Here is a 16,449-nt window from a genome sequence, read left to right on the forward strand (position 1 = left end):
GCATGGCAACCCGTGCCGTCGCCCGTCGTCAGTCCGCCACCGGCGAGACGGCCGACAGGGCAAGCAGTGTTCGCGCCCATGGCGGCGAGATCGCCGATCGCGACCTGGTCGGCATGTACCTCGACGAGATCGCGCGTACACCGCTGCTCGACGCCGCCAAGGAGGTCGAGCTGTCCCAGGTCATCGAAGCGGGTGTGTTCGCGCGGCAGGTCCTCGACGGGTACGAGGAGACCAAGGCGGACGCCACCCGTGAGGAGCTGGAAGCCCTGGTCGCAGACGCGGAGCGGGCCAAGGACGTCTTCATCCGCTCCAACCTGCGCCTGGTCGTCGCCGTCGCCCGCCGTTACCCCCGCAGCGGTCTGCCGCTGCTGGACCTGATCCAGGAGGGCAACGCCGGCCTGGTGCGCGCGGTCGAGAAGTTCGACTACCGCAAGGGCTTCAAGTTCTCCACGTACGCGACGTGGTGGATCCGCCAGGCCATCACCCGCTCCATAGCCGACCAGTCCCGTACGATCCGCCTGCCCGTCCACCTCGTGGAGGAGCTTGGCCGGATCCGGCGGGTGCAGCGCGAGTTCAACCGCGAGCACGGGCGGGACCCGGAGCCCGCGGAGATCGCCGCCGAGCTCGGTTCGACGCCGGAGCGCGTCACCGACGTGCTCGACTGGGCCCGCGACCCGGTCTCGCTGAACATGTCGGTGGACGACGAGGGCGAGACCCAGTTCGGCGACCTCCTGGAGGACACCTCGGCGGTGTCGCCCGAGCAGTCGGTGCTCACGCTGCTGCGAAGCGAGGAGCTCGACGACCTCATCGGCCGCCTCGACCAGCGCACGGCCTCGATCATCAAGATGCGCTACGGCATCGAGGACGGCCGGGAGCGCACGCTGACCGAGGTCGGCAAGGAACACGGCCTGACCCGCGAGCGCATCCGGCAGATCGAGAAGCACGCGCTGCTGGAGCTGAAGAAGCTGGCGCGCAGCACCGGGTTCGACGCGGCGGCGTGACGCCGGTGTCCGCCGGTGGGCGTCCGGGCGTACGACTCGTCCCACGGCCTGTGGGTTTCGGCCCACGGCCTGTGGACGAGGGACGGTGTGCGCCCGGGGGTCGCCGCGTACGCCGGGTGGCGAAAGACCGCGCAAACATGGCCATGTAACGCCGCTTCAACCCGCGGGGCACCGGGAACAAGACTTCCGGGCCCACCAGTTCGGGCCCGGGACCACGCCCCTGGCCCCCACCCCAGAGCCAAGTCCCGTCGCACTCCCCCCGGCGCCGGGACTCTCCAAAGCCGGGCTTCGGCGCCCCTCCCCCCGGGCGCCGGGGCCCGGCTCTCTGCATGACCGGGGGAGTGTGCGGGGAGGGCGAGGTGTTGAAGGGCGGGCCACCCCGTACCTGAACCACGGGGTGGCCCGCCAGATGGCAGATTGTGTCACATGGGCATAGCCTGCCGGGCGTGAGCAGCACCACCCCGCCCCCTCCTCAGGCCTCGCTGACCGAGCGGCGCAAGGCCGAGACGCGTATGGAGATCGCCCGGGCCGCGGCCGGCCTCTTCGTACGGCACGGCCTGCGCGCCACCCGCGCGGAGGACATCGCCCAGGCGGCCGGCATCGCACCGCGCACCTTCTACCGGTACTTCGCCACCAAGGAGGAGGCCGTCGCCCCGCTCTACGCGGCCGGCGCCCAGCGCTGGGTGGAGGCGGTACGCGCGGCTCCCGCCGGCGACTCCGTGCCCCGGGCCCTGGAGCACGGAGTGCGCCAGACCCTCACCCCGGGCGTCGGCGTCTCGGCGTCCTCCTGGGAGTGGGTCCGCACGCTCCTGCGCCTCGCCGAGGCCAACCCGTCCCTGCGCAGGGTGTGGGCGGAGGTGTGCCAGGCGTCGGAACGGACGCTGGGGGAGGTCCTGGCGGAACGGGGGAGCAGGAGGGGGAGTCCGGAGGGTGACGACAACGTTGCCGCCGTCACTGAGCCGCACGTCGGCGCCCCTGAGCCGCACGTCGGCGTCCCGCCTGAGCCGCACGTCGGCGTCCCGCCTGAGCCGCACGTCGGCGTCCCGCCCGAGCCGCGCCTCGCCGTCCCGCCCGAGCCGCGCTTCGCCGCCGCCGTCGCGAGCGCCGCCGTACGAACGGCCCTGGAGGGCTGGGCGGAAGGGGACGGGCCGGTGGAGGGCGCCGGAAGCCCGGCGGAACTGGCGTTGCGGAACCTGAGGGCGCTGCGGGACTTCCCGTGGGAGGCCTGACGGAGCCGAACGGCGGCCGGGCGCCGGGCACTTACTCCGCGCCTGCGGCCGCTCTGCTCAACCGCGCCCCCAACTCCCGCACCGCCCGCACGAGTTCATCCGGTTCGCGGACCACGAAGTCGCACTCCAGCAGCGCCAGCCGGAACGCCACCCACTGCACGGCGTCACCGACGGACCCGCGCAGCCGGCAGCTGCTGTCGTCCAACGGCTCGGGCGTGCCGAGCCACTTCGGCAGCCGGGCGGCGACGAAGTCGGCCGGTGCGGCGAACGTGACCTCGAAGTCGTACGTCTCCTGCTGCCGTTGCATCGACTGCCGCAGGTACTCCGCCGCGTTCCCCGTCGGCAGCTCACGCGGCACGAACCGGGCCCCCGTGGCGAACGGTTCGCTCACGCGGTCGACGCGGAACGTGCGCCAGTCGTCGCGGTCGATGTCGTACGCCACCAGGTACCAGCGGCGGCCCGTCGACACCAGCCGGTACGGCTCCGTCAGGCGCCGCGACTCGGTGCCGTCCGCCGCCCGGTAGGCGAACCGCAGCCGCTCGTGCCCGGCCGCAGTGGAGGCCATGACGGTGAGTGTCTCGGGTGCGATGCTGGGCCCGTCCCCGCTGGTCAGCGGTGTGGTCGCGGCCTGGAGCGTGGTCACGCGGTGACGCAGCCGGCCCGGCAGCACCTGCTCCAGTTTGGCCAGTGCCCGCACCGACGCCTCGTCCAGGCCCTCCACCGCGTGCCCGGCCCCGGCGCGCAGCCCGACCGCGATGGCCACGGCCTCCTCGTCGTCGAGCACGAGGGGCGGCATGGCCTTGCCGGCGACCAGCCGGTAGCCGCCGTCGGCGCCCTTGGTCGCCTGCACGGGATAGCCGAGCTCGCGCAGCCGGTCGATGTCCCGCCGGACCGTGCGGCGGGAGACCCCGAGCCGGCCGGCGAGCTCGCCGCCGGGCCATTCGCGGGGCGTCTGGAGGAGGGAGAGGAGCGTCAGGAGCCGGGCCGGAGTGTCCGTCGTCATACCGACGAGGATGCCGCACCACTAGGACGAGATCTGACCTATTGGCCCTCTAACTTCGTGGCATGACCTCCACCGAGACCACACCCAGCACCGCGGGCGGCGGGACCGGCCGCCGCCGTTGGTTCGCTCTGGCGATCGTGATGACCGCGGCCTTCATGGACCTCGTCGACGTGACGATCGTCAACATCGCCATACCGTCGATCCAGCGGGAGGCGGGCGCGTCCTTCAGCCAGATCCAGTGGATCACCGCCGGTTACGCCCTCGCCTTCGCCGCCGGTCTGATCACCGGCGGACGGCTCGGCGACATCTACGGCCGCAAGCGGATCTTCCTCATCGGCATCGGCGGCTTCACCGTCGCCTCCGCGCTGTGCGGCCTCGCCGTGAACCCGGAGATGCTGGTCGCCTCGCGGTTCCTCCAGGGCGCCATGGCGGCGCTGATGGTGCCGCAGGTGCTGTCGATCGTGCACGCGACCTTCCCGGCCCACGAGCGGGGCAAGGTGTTCGGGCTGTTCGGCGCGGTCGTCGGTCTCGGGGCCGTGTCCGGTCCGCTGCTGGGCGCGCTGCTGACCGAGTGGAACCTGTTCGGGTGGGAGTGGCGCTCGATCTTCCTGATCAACCTGCCCGTGGGCGTCGCGGGTCTGATCCTGGGCAGCCGTTTCATCACCGAGTCCAAGGCGCCGCGGGCCCTGAAGCTGGACCTGGTGGGTGTCGCGCTCGTGACGCTGGGCCTGCTGATGCTGCTCTACCCGCTCATCCGCGGCCGCGAGCTGGGCTGGCCGCTGTGGGGGTACGTCTCGATGGCCGGCTCGCTCGTCGTCCTCGCGGCGCTGGTGACGTACGAGCGGCGCAAGAGCGCACGGGACGGCTCCCCGCTGGTCGAGCTGTCGCTGTTCCGGGTCAAGAGCTTCGCGGCCGGGATCGCCGTGCAGACCGTCTTCGGGGTCGCGCTCGGCGTCTTCTTCCTGGTGTGGACGCTGTACATGCAGTTCGGGCTGGGCTGGAGCCCGCTGAAGGCCGGGCTGACCGGTGTGCCGTTCTCGATCGCCGTGTCCGTGGCCGCCGGGATGTCCGTGCAGCAGCTGGTCCCGCGCTTCGGGCGCAAGGTGCTCCAGGCGGGCGCGCTGGTGATGGCGGCCGGGGTGCTGCTCTACCTCTGGGAGTCCGGGCACTACGGCCTCGGCATCGCGCCCTGGCAGATGGCGCTGCCGCTGGTGGTGATGGGCGTGGGCATGGGCCTGATCGTCGCTCCGCTGACCGACGCGATCCTCTCCGAGGTGCCGCGCGAGCACTCCGGCTCGGCCTCCGGCCTGCTCAACACCGTGCAGCAGATGGGCAACGCGCTGGGTCTGGGGCTGGTGTCGGTCGTCTTCTTCGGCACGATCGGCGACCGGCTGCGCCCGGAACAGGTGGGCCCGGCCTTCGTGGACGCCTTCCGGAACTCGCTGGGGTGGGTGGCCGCGGTGATGGGTGTGATCTTCCTGCTGATGTTCGCCCTGCCGAAGCGGCCGGCGCAGCATGTCGAGGGGGAGCAGGCCGCGACGGAGATGAAGGAACCGGCCCTGGTTTCCTGACAGTCGCCCGGCAATCGTCGGAGAACGGGCTCGGCACATCGGTGCCGAGCCCGTTTCCGTTTCCGATCATGCCCGATTAAGCCCGAACCTGTTTACTTCACGGAAATCTCGGCGTAGCCTCCCGCTGAAACCACACGTTCGGGCACGAGGCGGAGGCGAACAGACATGTACGCACCGGAGCGGCAGCAGGAGATCCTCCGGCTCGCCCGTGACGGCGGCCGAGTGGATGTCGTGTCGCTGGCCGAGGAGTTCCAGGTGACGGCGGAGACGATCCGCCGGGACCTCAAGGCCCTCGACCGTGCCGGACTGGTCCGCCGGGTGCACGGCGGCGCCATCCCGGTCGGGCGGCTCGACTTCGAACCGGACCTCGCCGAGCGCGAGACGACGGCCGCCGACGAGAAGGACCGCATCGCCAAGGCGGCCCTCGCGGAACTGCCGAGCGAGGGCACGATGATCCTCGACGCCGGTACGACGGTGGCCAAGATGGCCGCCGCCCTCCCGCTGGAGGCCTCCCTCACCGTCGTCACGCACAGCCTGCCCATCGCGGCCCGCCTCGCCGACCACCCCGGCATCCAGCTCCACCTCATCGGGGGGCGCGTACGGCACCGTACGCGCGCCGCCGTGGACGCCTGGGCGCTGCGCGCGTACGGCGAGATCCGCGCGGACGTGCTGTTCGTGGCCGCCAACGGCTTCTCCGCCGAACACGGCCTGACCACCCCCGACCTCGCCGAGGCCGCCGTCAAGCGCGCGGCCTTGGCCGCCGCCCGCCGCGTGGTGCTGCTCGCCGACTCCTCCAAGCACGGCCAGGAGCACTTCGCCCGCTTCGGCGACCTGAGCGATGTGGACCTGCTGATCACCGACAGCGGGCTGAGCCCCGGAGACACCGTCGCCATCGAGCGCGGCGGCACGGAAGTAGTGCGCGCATGATCCTCACCGTGACCCCCAACCCGTCCCTCGACCGCACCTACGAGGTGCCGTCCCTCGACCGGGGCGAGGTCATCCGCGCCACCGGCGAGCGGATGGACCCGGGCGGCAAGGGCGTGAACGTCTCGCGCGCGGTCGCGGCGGCCGGCCGGCGCACGGTGGCGGTCCTGCCCCTGGGCGGTGCCCCGGGCGCGCTCGTCGCCGACCTGCTCGACGCGCAGGGCATCGAGGTAGCGCCGGTCCCGGTCGCCGGGGCCACCCGCTCCAACATCGCCCTCGCCGAAGCCGACGGCGTCCTGACGAAGATCAACGCGCCGGGCCCCGAACTGTCCGAGGCCGAGCGGGAACTGCTCCTGGAGACGGTACGGCAGCAGTCCCGCGACGCCGCCTGGATCGCCTGCTGCGGCAGCCTGCCGCGCGGCCTCGCCCCCTCCTGGTACGCCGAGTTGGTCGCCCGCACGCACGCCGCCGGTGCCCGGATCGCCCTGGACACCTCCGGGCCCGCGCTCCTCGCGGCCCTGCGCGAGCGGCCCGACGTGGTCAAGCCCAACGCCGAGGAGCTCGCGGAGGCCGTCGGCCGCCCCCTCGCCACCGTCGGCGACGCCGTGAAGGCGGCCGAGGAACTGCGCGAGATGGGCGCCCGGGCCGTCCTCGCGAGCCTCGGCGCCGACGGGCAGCTGCTCGTCTCCGACGAGGGCGCCTGGTTCGGCGGGGCCCGCGTGGACGCCGTGCGCAGCAACGTGGGCGCGGGTGACTCCTCCCTCGCCGGTTTCCTGATCGCCGGGGGCAGCGGACCCGAGGCCCTCGCCTCCGCGGTCGCCCACGGCGCGGCGGCCGTCCAGCTGCCCGGCAGCGTCATGCCGGAGCCCGGCGACCTGGACCCGGCCGCCGTGACGGTCACGGCGGAGATCCCGGCGGACCGTGCGCTGAAGGAGCCGGTGTCATGACGTACGAGGAGCAGCGCGGACCGACCCGCGAGCGGCCGACCCCCCCGTTACGGCCCGCCTCCCCCCTCGTCACCCCCCACGGCATCCCCGTCCCCTCCCCCGCCCATTCGACTGACCGGGCGATACGCGTGCTAAGGAGCCCGCGATGAGCGACATGATCACCGCGGACCTGGTCGATCTCGACCTGTCCGCCGATACCAAGGAAGCGGCGGCGCGTGCCCTCGCCGAGCGCATGGTGGCCCTGGGCCGGGTGACCGACCTGGACGGCTTCCTTGCCGACGTGGCCGCCCGCGAAGCCCAGATGCCGACCGGACTCGACGGCGGCATCGGCATCCCGCACTGCCGTAGCGAGCACGTCACCGAGCCGACGCTCGCCTTCGGGCGCAGCGCCGACGGCATCGACTTCGGCGCTGCGGACGGTCCCGCCGACCTGATCTTCCTGATCGCCGCGCCGGCCGGCGCCGACGACGCCCACCTGACGATCCTGTCGTCGCTGGCCCGGCAGCTGATGAACACGGAGTTCACCGACGCCCTGCGCGCGGTGGGCGACGCGGCGGCCGCTGCGGCGCTGATCCGCGGCGACGAGCCCGGCGAGCCCGCCGAGGCGGGCTCCGAAGACCCCGTGGCGTCGGCGGGAGCGGCCTCTCCCGCCGCCGCCACGGTCACCGACGACGCCGACGACACCGCTGATGCGGGGGAGCGCCCGTTCCGCATCGTCGCCGTCACCTCCTGCCCCACCGGCATCGCCCACACCTACATGGCGGCCGAGTCGCTGGAGAACGCCGGCCGTGAGGCGGGCGTCGAGGTCACCGTCGAGCCCCAGGGCTCGGCCGGCTTCACCCGGCTCGACCCGGCGGTCATCGCGGCGGCGGACGGCGTGATCTTCGCCCACGACGTGCCCGTACGGGAGAAGGAACGCTTCGCCGGGAAGCCGACGGTCGACGTCGGTGTGAAGGCGGGCATCAACCGCCCCGCGGAACTCATCACCGAGGTCCGCGACAAGGCCGCCCGCGGTGAGGTCACCTCCGGCTCCCCGGGCAGCACGCCCGTCGAGCGCACCGGCGACTCCGGCGAGGGCTACGGCACCAAGCTGCGCAAGTGGCTGATGTCCGGCGTCAGTTACATGGTGCCGTTCGTCGCGGCGGGCGGTCTGCTGATCGCCCTCGGCTTCGCGATCGGCGGCTGGGAGGTCGACAAGGCGCCGTCGGTGATGGAGCACTTCGCGTGGACCCAGACCGGCAGTTGGGCGGCCCTGCTCTTCCAGATCGGCGGCGTGGCCTTCGGCTTCCTCGTCCCGGTCCTGGCCGGCTACATCGCCTACGGCATGGCGGACAGGCCCGGCCTGGTCCCCGGTTTCGTGGGCGGCATGATCGCGTCCACCATCAACGCCGGCTTCCTCGGCGGTCTCGCGGCCGGCCTGATCGCCGGTGGCGTGGTGATGGCGATCCAGAAGGTGAACATCCCGGCTGCGCTGCGCGGCATCATGCCCGTGGTGGTGATCCCGCTGATCTCCTCGGCGATCGTCGGGTTCCTGATGTTCGTCGTCATCGGCAAGCCCATCGCCAAGGCGCAGAAGGGCATGACGGACTGGCTGGCAGGCCTGTCCGGCAGCAACGCCGTCCTGCTCGGCGCCCTTCTCGGCCTGATGATGTGCTTCGACCTCGGCGGTCCGGTCAACAAGGTCGCCTACACCTTCGCCACCGCCGGTATCGCGGTGTCCAGCCCCAGCGACTCCGCGATGAAGATCATGGCGGCGGTCATGGCGGCCGGCATGGTGCCGCCGCTGGCGATGGCCCTGGCCACGACCGTGCGCGGCAAGCTCTTCACGCAGACCGAGCGCGAGAACGGCAAGGCCGCCTGGGTGCTCGGAGCCTCCTTCATCTCCGAGGGCGCGATCCCGTTCGCGGCGGCCGACCCGCTGCGCGTCATCCCGGCCTCGATGGCGGGCGGCGCGATCACCGGTGCCCTGTCGATGGCCTTCGGCGCCACCCTGAGGGCCCCGCACGGCGGCATCTTCGTGGTCCCGCTGATCGGCAACCCGCTGCTCTACCTGGTCGCCATCGCCGCGGGTGTCTGCGTCACCACGGCCCTGGTGGTCGTCCTGAAGGGCCTGCGCAAGCCGGCTCCGGGCGCCACCGCGGCACCCGGTGAGGGCACCACCCCGGCGGCGGAGAAGAAGCAGCCCGTGGCGGCGTGAGTACGAGGTCGTTCGCCCCCTTTCAGGGTGTGTGAGCCGTTCATGCCACCTGCGAGATAGATCACGAAAATCACGGCCCGGGACCGAAGTCCCGGGCCGTGGTGTCTACTGGGTCGCATGCCTGAGCACGTCTCCCGGTGGCCCGAGGGCCACTCCCTCCCCGCTCTCCCGCAACAGCGGCAGACAGGTCACCGGTCGGAATCCGTGGAACTGACCCCGGAGGAGAGAGACGCCTTCGCCGAGCTGGTGCGCCACCTCGGCGACAGTCACTAGTGCTGCGGCATCAGGAGAGCGGCGCCGCCCGCCGCTCCATCGCCTCGCGTGCCTCGTCCTCACTGGCGTACACCTCGCACATGTGCCGCCCGTCCGGCGTCGCCGTGTGCTCCACCTCCCAGAGGGAGACCTCCGCGCCGTCGCGCAGCAGGAACGCGTGCTCGTAGAGCGAGTAGCCCAGCCCCGCCCGGCCCGCGCGGCACGGGCGGCCGAAGGCCTGGGTGATCTGGTGACCGGACGCCGTGGCCAGCAGGGCCGCCGTGTCGTCGCCCGGCCGGTCCGCGTTCTCCGCGCGGCGCAGTAAACGCCGCGCATGGTCCGCCGAGTCGTCCCCGGCGTACGCGTGCCGGGGCGCGGCGACCTGGGACAGCTGCACCGTCACCGGCAGTTCGAAGTCAGGCGTGTCCGGCGGCAGAGGCAGACGCGAGGTGGCGGCGCGCAGCTCCTCCTCGTCGACGTACACCTCGTGCTGCGGTTCGCTGCCCGGAGCCGTGTTGTGGACGAGCTCCCAGAGCGTGAGCGCCGAACCGTCGGCGAGCAGCCACGTGTGCCGGTACGTCTCCCGGTGCAGGCCCGCGCTGTGGTGTGCGGAGTGCAGCGAACCGTCGTGCGCCAGCGCGCAGTCCAGCCGCCTTATCGTCTCGTCCGGCAGCTCGAAGGAGTTCAGGGCGCGGCCGAGGAGTCGCGTGAGGTGCTCCTCCGGAGACTCGGGCGAGTCGTGGGGTTCGTACGCTGCCGTCTCGTACGGAACGCTCAAGGTTTCTCCCGGCGTTGCTGCATGTCACCTTGTGGGTGCATACGGTAGCCCCTCGGTCGGACATCATGTCCGGGAACCGAGAAAACGTACGTCCAGGAAAACGCGCGGGCCGCGCGAAAAGTTCCCGCGCGGCCCGGTCGGTCCGTCAAAAACCCCAGTTGGGGAGGTCGTTCATCCGCTTACGAGGCGCTGCCCGCGACCCACTGGCTCCAGTCCATGTTCCAGCCGTTGAGCCCGTTGTCCGGCGTCACCGTCTTGTCGGGGGAGTTCTTGACGACCACCACGTCCCCGATGAGCGAGTTGTCGTAGAACCACTTGGCGGGCGTGCTGCCCCCGGCGCCCCGGACGTCCGCGAGGCCGACGCAGCCGTGGCTGGTGCCCTGGCGGCCGAAGGGCGGGTTGCCCTTGTTGTACCAGTAGTTGCCGTGGATGAACGTGCCCGACGTCGTCAGGCGCATCGCGTGCGGCACGTCCGGGATGTCGTACTCGCCGCCGAGCCCGACCGTCCGGCTGTTCATCCGGGTCTGCACGAACTTCTCGGAGATCACCATCTGCCCGTTGTACGTGGTGTGCTCCGGGCTGCCCGCCGAGATCGGGACCTGCTTGACGGTCTTGCCGTCCCGCACGACCGTCATGGTCTGCGTGTTGACGTCGACCGTGGAGACCTGCGAGCGCCCGACGGTGAAGGTGACCGTCTTCTTCTGCACGCCGTAGACGCCGTTCGTACCCTCGACCCCGTCCAGGTCGATCTTCATCGTGACCTTGGAGCCGGCCTTCCAGTACTCCTCGGGCCGGAAGTCGAGCCGCTGCCCGTTGAACCAGTGCCCGACGACCTTCTGCCCGCTGCTGGACGTGACCGTGATGTGCGACTGCACGTCCTTGCGGTTCGTGATCGCCTTGTCGAAGTTGAACGACACCGGCATGCCCACACCGACCGTGGTGCCGTTGTCCGGCGTGTACGTCCCGATGAAGCTGTTCGCCGTGGTGACCGTCGTGAAGATGGAGTTCGCGGCGGCCGTACGGCCCTTCGTGTCCTTCGCGGTCGCCGATATCTGGTACTTGGTGCCGCGCTCCAGCTGCTCCTTCGGCTTCCAGGCCTTGCCGTCGGAGGAGATCGAGCCCGGTACGGCCTGATCGCTGCCCGCCACCGTCATCTTCACGTCGGTCAGCTTCCCGTCGCTGACCTTGACGCCGGTCGAGTTGATGGAGGCGTCGGTCGCACCGTCCTTCGCCGAGATGGCGATCTTCGCGACGGACGTCTTCGCCGAGTCGTCGCCACCCTTGGCGTCGTCCTCGGCGTTGGCGCTGCCACCGCAGGCGGTGAGCGTCAGGGCGCCGATCATCAGGGCGGCACATGCCCCCAGTTTGCGCCGCGCTGCAATGTCCGGCGTTGTCACGGGCTGCTCCCAGTTCGAGTGATGTGCGTGGTCCGCTCCAGTACGTGGGAGAAGAGGGGCCGGGCGGCCGGTCGGGTTGCGTCCGACCGCCATGAGCGACATCACCGTTACAAGGCGGGGACAATGTCCGGCACCGCTGGGGAGCCGCTGTGCGGTGCCCGCCCGCTCAGCGGCCCGCGTACAGCTCCCCGTACGACGGCCACGCCCCGCCCGGCCCGTCGACCGGTTCCGCGGCGCGCACGGCCCGCACGATCGCCCGCGTCACGACGTCCGCGCCCGCCGCGAGGATCTCGTTGAGGGCGAGCGGGTCCGCGGCGTCCAGGGCGCGGTCCCCGGTCGCCAGCGCGAACACCGTGTCCCCGTCGTTGAGGAGGTGCACCGGCCGCACCGCGCGGGCGATGCCGTCGTGCGCAGTGCCGGCCAGCTTCTGCGCCTGCGCCTTCGACAGGTCCGCGTCCGTGGCGACCACCGCGAGCGTGGTGTTGAGCGGCGGAGGCGAACTCCTCGCGGCCGTCTCGGCGAGGCGCCGCCGCGCGGCCTCGTGCACCCGCGCCTCCGGGTACTCCACCCGCCCCTGGAACAACTCCCCGTACAGCACCCCCGTCTCCGGATCCAGCACCGATCCCGCCGCATTGGCCACCACCAGCGCGGCCACGGTGATCCCCGAGGCGAGCACGGTGCTCGCGCCCCCGACGCCGCCCTTCACCACTCCGACCACCGCCCCCGTGCCGGCGCCCACGCATCCCTCGGGCACCGGTGCGCCGGGCTCGCTCGCCGCGGCCGCCTCGACCGCCGCACGGCCGGTGGCCGCGTCCGGCCGGGCCCGGAAGTCGCCGCCCCGCCCCAGATCGAAGACACAGGCGCCGGGCACCACCGGCACGACATGCGCCGGGTCCGCCCCGACCCGGATCCCGCGCCCCCGTTCCTCCAGCCAGGCCATCACCCCCGAAGCCGCGTCGAGCCCGTACGCGCTGCCGCCGGTCAGCACGATCGCCTCGACCTTCCGCACCACGTTGCGCGGGTCGAGCGCGTCCGTCTCCTTGGTGCCGGGACCACCGCCCCGCACGTCCACGGCGGCCACCGCCCCGCCCTCCGGGGCCAGCACCACCGTGGTGCCGGTGAGCCAGCCGTCGCCGGCGCGTGTCGCGTGCCCCACCCGCAGGCCGGAGACATCCGTCAGAGCGTCCACCAGAGCGTCAACTGTCATGCGCCCCAGTCTTGTCCAGACCCAGGCCGCCGCGGGCGTGCCCGGCCGGTCGGGTCCATGTGGGCGTGCCCAGCAGGCCGCTCCCCGTCGGCGTGGCCAGCTGATCGGCGCCGTCAGCCCGCCCGGCTCGCGGGGACCCGGGACCTGGCGGGCGCCGTCACCCGGCCGGCACCCCCTGCCCGTCGGCGCGGGCGGCGCGGGCGGCCCTGCGCGTGGCCAGGGTCTCTCCGGCCACCACCGACAGCGCGCAGACGACACCCGTCGCGAACACCGCCCAGTCGCCGAGGAACGTGCAGCAGATCACCAGCAGTGCCGTCGTCGGGAGCACCAGCTGCTGGGCGATGCCCGACTTGAAGTGGCGGGAGTGCAGGGCCCACAGAGTCAACAGGTACAGGGCCGTCGGCAGGGTCACGGCGGCCGAGGCCGCCAGCGTGGAGATGTGCGCCTTGCCGACCGTCTGCTCCACCGCCACCTCCAGCCCGGCCCCGATCGCTGCCGCCGACGCGAAGACCAGATAGTGGCCGTAGCCCCACAGGAACGCCTGCCGGTTGGACCGCAGATGGTCGTGGATGGGCACCACGAAGTACACCCACCACGCGGCGAAGATGATCAGCAGCCCGCCCGCCGCGATGGGGAGGAGCTCGCCCAGGGCGTCGTTCTCGTCGACTCCGGACTTCACGGCCACCGTTGCCGCGGCGATCGTCTCGCCGAGCACGATGATGGTGAACAGCCCGTACCGCTCCGCGATATGGCGCGGATGCCAGGACGTGGGGTGGTCCTTCTCCGCCCACGGCGGCACGCACATCTCCAGCAGCGCCATGACCAGGAACCACCAGGGCCGGGCACCCTCGGGCAGGAACAGCAGCCCCAGCCAGCCGACCTGGCACAGCAGCACGCCACCGGCGTAGCGCAGGGCCGTCGTCCGCTCCGGGCCCTCGCCCGAACGGGCCGCGCGCAGCCACTGCGCCGCCAGGGCGAGCCGCATGATCAGGTAGCCCAGCCAGACCACGAAGAACTCGTGCTCCTCGAACGCCCGGGAGACCCCCGCCGCGAGGACCAGCACACCGGCGATCTGCACCAGCGTGACAACCCGGTAGAGCACGTCGTCGTTGTCGTACGCCGACGCGAACCACGTGAAGTTCATCCACGCCCACCACAGGGCGAAGAACACCATCGCGTAGTCGAGGATCCCCTCGCCCGCATGCCCCTCGGCGACGGCGTGCACCAACTGGATGCCCGCCTGGGCCACCGCCACGACGAAGCACAGGTCGAAGAAGAGCTCCAGGGGCGTGGCCGCCCGATGCGCCTCGTCGCGTCCGCGGGCCCTGAACCTGCGCAGCGGTCCCCGGCCGCCGGGCGCGCCGGAAGGGACCGGCGTGCCGGACCGGGCCGGCGTACCGGAGGGGCCGGGCGGGGGAGACGGGCTGGAGGTCATGAGTCCCAGCACAACAGAAGGCGCGGGGATTTTCTCCGCGACCGTACCCTGGACGCATGAGCACCGCCCCCGATCCCGAGCCGCGCGCACCGAAGCCCGCGCTGGTCTTCGACGACCCGCTCGACCAGCAGTCCTCCGACGACACCGACCGAGGCTGGGGCGAGCGCTCCGACAGCGGGGGCGGCGGCGCGGCCGACCTCAAGCGCTTCCTCGACGAGAAGCCGCCCCACCACCTCTGAGCCGGCCGGGCGGCCGCCCGTAGCGCTGCTGCCGATCGTGCCCGCAACTGCGCTGCTACTGCCGATCGTGTCCGGAGCCGCGCTGTGCGACCAGCGCGTCCCGGATCTCCTTCAGCACCTCCAGCTCGGTCACCTCGATGACCTCCTGCGCGCCCTCCTTCGCCTTGCGGCGGGCCTCCAGCCGGGCCAGGTACTTGGCCATGGGCAGGACCATCAGGAAGTAGACCACCGCCGCGGTGATCACGAAGCTCAGCGCGGCACCGAGGACGGAACCCCACAGGATCTGAATGCCCTGCTCGCCCTCGCACGTCGAGCTCAGACATGAGCTGTAGTGGTCGAGGTTCTTGGTCCCGATGGCCCCGACGACGGGGTTGATGATCCCCTTCACCACGGCGTTGACGATGTTGGTGAAGGCGGCACCGATCACCACCGCCACCGCCAGATCGACGACGTTCCCGCGCATCAGGAAGGCCTTGAAGCCCTCCCAGAGGCTCGGTTCCTTCTTCTCGCTCACCTCGGGGTCTCTCCTCGCACGAGCAGCTTGCGGAACAAAACGCTCCGCAACCTACGTCAACGTTGCGCCGAACGGAGCACCTGGGTCCTTCGAACGAGCGACTTGACGCAATCAGGGAGGTCAGCACAGCGTCACCGCCAACCGCGCGGTGGCGCTCGCACCGGCGAGCCGGACGGCCGTGGCGCGCGGCACCGACAGCACCACCAGCGCACCGCCGTCGCCCGCGCCCTCCAGCGGTTCCGGCACCTCCGTCACCCTGGCCCCGTGCGCGACCACCCGGGCGTCACCGCCCCGCACCGTCTCCTCGGCGGCGATGACGTCCACCCGGTCGCCGGGCCGCAGCAGCCGTACGGTGGCCGCGTCAGCGATCCGGACAGGGGCCGTCACCGCCCGCGCGGCACGACGCGTCCGCACGGGCTGCTCCCCGTACACCGGGGCCGCGTGCGCGGGAGGCTGAGCTCGGGGATGCCCACGGGCCCCGTCGGAGCCGCGCGGTCCGGCCGCCACCAGGGCGGTCGCGGTCACTGCGAGCCCCACGGCCAGGGCCCGCCGCCGGTGCCGCACCAGCCGGCCGACTCGGCCGCCGCGTACCCGTACGGGGTCGAACTGCGGTACCTCACGCGCCGCCGGGACCTCGGGCCCGGGTGGGCATGCGGCAACAGACCAAGAAGGCAGGGTGAGGAAAGGGGAGGACGGAGCGCGGGACATGGGGAACCACCACCTGTGACGAGCGACCGGCTTGCGCTCCCCACGATGAGGCTTCCCACCACCGCCCGCTCAGGCCTGTGGACCCACCGCCGGCCTGTGGACAACTCCCTCACCCGAACGGCAACTTCCGCCCCCACAGCCAGCCCACAGCCCCAGACAGCCCACCACCTACGGCAGCGCAAACCCCGGATCCATCCCACCCAACGCGTTCACACAAAGACAGCCCCGCTCGTCCTCCCCCGGCAACCCCGCCACCGCGTCGAACAGCACTCCCCGCAGCCGGTCCACGTTCGCCGCGAACACCCGCAGCACCTCGTCGTGCGAGACGCCCTCCCCGGTCTCGGCACCGGCGTCGAGGTCGGTGACCAGGGTCAGGGACGTGTAGCAGAGCTCCAGCTCGCGGGCGAGCGCCGCCTCGGGGTGGCCGGTCATGCCCACCACCGACCAGCCCTGCGCCTGGTGCCACAACGATTCGGCACGGGTCGAGAAGCGCGGCCCCTCGACGACGACCAGCGTGCCCCCGTCCACCGGCTCCCAGTCCCGCCCGCGCGCCGCCTTCAGCGCGACGGCCCGCCCGGCGGGGCAGTAGGGGTCGGCCAGCGACACGTGCACCACGTTCGGCACCGTCCCGTCGGGCAGCGGCAGCCCGTCGAAGTAGGTGTTCGCGCGGGACTTGGTCCGGTCGACCAACTGGTCCGGAACCAGCAGCGTGCCGGGCCCGTACTCGGGACGCAGACCGCCGACGGCGCACGGGGCGAGCACCTGGCGCACGCCGACCGACCGCAGCGCCCACAGGTTGGCCCGGTAGTTGATCCGGTGCGGCGGCAGATGGTGGCCCCGTCCGTGCCGGGGCAGGAAGGCGACGCGCCGGCCGGCGACCTCGCCGAGGAAGAGGGAGTCGCTGGGCGACCCGTAGGGGGTGTCGACCTGGACCTCGGTCACGTCGTCGAGGAAGGAGTAGAACCCCGAGCCGCCGATGACGCCGATCCCGGCGCCCTCCACGTTCGCCCCGCCGCCCGTGTCCGCCACGTTCGCCTTGTTCACCAT

Annotated in this window: 16 protein-coding genes; 8 read left to right on the forward strand and 8 right to left on the reverse strand. The window is 72.1% G+C overall.

All coding sequences use genetic code 11. From position 1 onward, the window contains the following. Positions 1–2 precede the first annotated feature (2 nt). Together QC385_RS05555 and QC385_RS05560 are read left to right on the forward strand one after the other, a co-directional pair. Positions 3–1,001: a sigma-70 family RNA polymerase sigma factor gene (locus QC385_RS05555; protein WP_150481418.1), complete on the forward strand. Its 999-nt coding sequence runs from the start codon at positions 3–5 to the stop codon at positions 999–1,001. A 446-nt stretch (positions 1,002–1,447) separates the two neighbouring features. Next, positions 1,448–2,230 (forward strand): TetR/AcrR family transcriptional regulator, encoded by a 783-nt coding sequence (locus tag QC385_RS05560; RefSeq protein ID WP_279540131.1) that lies wholly within the window; start codon positions 1,448–1,450, stop codon positions 2,228–2,230. Between the two features lie 31 nt (positions 2,231–2,261). Here QC385_RS05560 and QC385_RS05565 read toward each other — a convergent pair whose 3' ends face one another. Then, entirely contained in the window at positions 2,262–3,233 is a 972-nt protein-coding gene (locus QC385_RS05565; RefSeq protein ID WP_279540132.1) for a helix-turn-helix transcriptional regulator, read from the reverse strand. 62 nt (positions 3,234–3,295) lie between these two features. On the opposite strand from QC385_RS05565, the gene QC385_RS05570 reads away from it, so the two are divergent. The 5 genes from QC385_RS05570 to QC385_RS05590 all read left to right on the forward strand — a co-directional run bounded on the left by QC385_RS05570 (position 3,296) and on the right by QC385_RS05590 (position 9,145). Beyond that, on the forward strand, positions 3,296–4,804 hold the full coding sequence (locus QC385_RS05570) for an MFS transporter (RefSeq protein ID WP_279540133.1): 1,509 nt from the start codon (positions 3,296–3,298) through the stop codon (positions 4,802–4,804). Between the two features lie 165 nt (positions 4,805–4,969). Next, positions 4,970–5,731 carry a DeoR/GlpR family DNA-binding transcription regulator gene (locus QC385_RS05575; protein WP_279540134.1) on the forward strand — a complete coding sequence of 254 codons (762 nt, stop codon included), beginning with the start codon at positions 4,970–4,972 and terminating at the stop codon, positions 5,729–5,731. Then, on the forward strand, positions 5,728–6,675 hold the full coding sequence (gene pfkB, locus QC385_RS05580) for a 1-phosphofructokinase (protein ID WP_279540135.1): 948 nt from the start codon (positions 5,728–5,730) through the stop codon (positions 6,673–6,675). Before QC385_RS05575 ends, pfkB begins: the two co-directional genes overlap by 4 nt. Before the next feature lie 145 nt (positions 6,676–6,820). After that, a complete protein-coding gene (locus tag QC385_RS05585) occupies positions 6,821–8,872 on the forward strand; it encodes a PTS fructose transporter subunit IIABC (protein ID WP_279540136.1) in 2,052 nt (683 codons plus the stop codon). 117 nt (positions 8,873–8,989) lie between these two features. After that, complete coding sequence (locus QC385_RS05590) at positions 8,990–9,145, forward strand: hypothetical protein (protein WP_279540370.1); 156 nt, start codon at positions 8,990–8,992, stop codon at positions 9,143–9,145. Positions 9,146–9,155: 10 nt separating this feature from the next. Here the strand turns inward: QC385_RS05590 and QC385_RS05595 are convergent, their stop codons facing one another. The 4 genes from QC385_RS05595 to QC385_RS05610 form a co-directional block, all read right to left on the reverse strand. Then, on the reverse strand, positions 9,156–9,902 hold the full coding sequence (locus QC385_RS05595) for a DUF6227 family protein (RefSeq protein ID WP_279540137.1): 747 nt from the start codon (positions 9,900–9,902) through the stop codon (positions 9,156–9,158). 179 nt (positions 9,903–10,081) lie between these two features. Then, entirely contained in the window at positions 10,082–11,299 is a 1,218-nt protein-coding gene (locus QC385_RS05600; protein ID WP_279540138.1) for a L,D-transpeptidase, read from the reverse strand. A gap of 166 nt (positions 11,300–11,465) precedes the next feature. Continuing rightward, complete coding sequence (locus QC385_RS05605) at positions 11,466–12,506, reverse strand: P1 family peptidase (protein ID WP_279540139.1); 1,041 nt, start codon at positions 12,504–12,506, stop codon at positions 11,466–11,468. A gap of 157 nt (positions 12,507–12,663) precedes the next feature. Next, complete coding sequence (locus tag QC385_RS05610; protein ID WP_279540140.1) at positions 12,664–13,941, reverse strand: low temperature requirement protein A; 1,278 nt, start codon at positions 13,939–13,941, stop codon at positions 12,664–12,666. Positions 13,942–13,997: 56 nt separating this feature from the next. Between QC385_RS05610 and QC385_RS05615 the strand changes: the two genes are divergently transcribed. Next, positions 13,998–14,180 carry a hypothetical protein gene (locus QC385_RS05615; protein ID WP_279540141.1) on the forward strand — a complete coding sequence of 61 codons (183 nt, stop codon included), beginning with the start codon at positions 13,998–14,000 and terminating at the stop codon, positions 14,178–14,180. Positions 14,181–14,235: 55 nt separating this feature from the next. Here QC385_RS05615 and mscL read toward each other — a convergent pair whose 3' ends face one another. From mscL to QC385_RS05630, 3 genes are all read right to left on the reverse strand, one after another. After that, positions 14,236–14,694, reverse strand: coding sequence for a large conductance mechanosensitive channel protein MscL (gene mscL, locus QC385_RS05620; RefSeq protein WP_086845575.1), 459 nt, complete (start codon positions 14,692–14,694; stop codon positions 14,236–14,238). A 120-nt stretch (positions 14,695–14,814) separates the two neighbouring features. Beyond that, on the reverse strand, positions 14,815–15,402 hold the full coding sequence (locus QC385_RS05625; RefSeq protein WP_279540142.1) for a hypothetical protein: 588 nt from the start codon (positions 15,400–15,402) through the stop codon (positions 14,815–14,817). Positions 15,403–15,570: 168 nt separating this feature from the next. Next, positions 15,571–16,449, reverse strand: coding sequence for an S-methyl-5'-thioadenosine phosphorylase (locus tag QC385_RS05630; RefSeq protein ID WP_279540143.1), 879 nt, complete (start codon positions 16,447–16,449; stop codon positions 15,571–15,573).

The sequence above is a fragment of the Streptomyces sp. DH10 genome (genome assembly GCF_029813805.1).
Classification (GTDB): Bacteria; Actinomycetota; Actinomycetes; order Streptomycetales; family Streptomycetaceae; genus Streptomyces; species Streptomyces coeruleofuscus.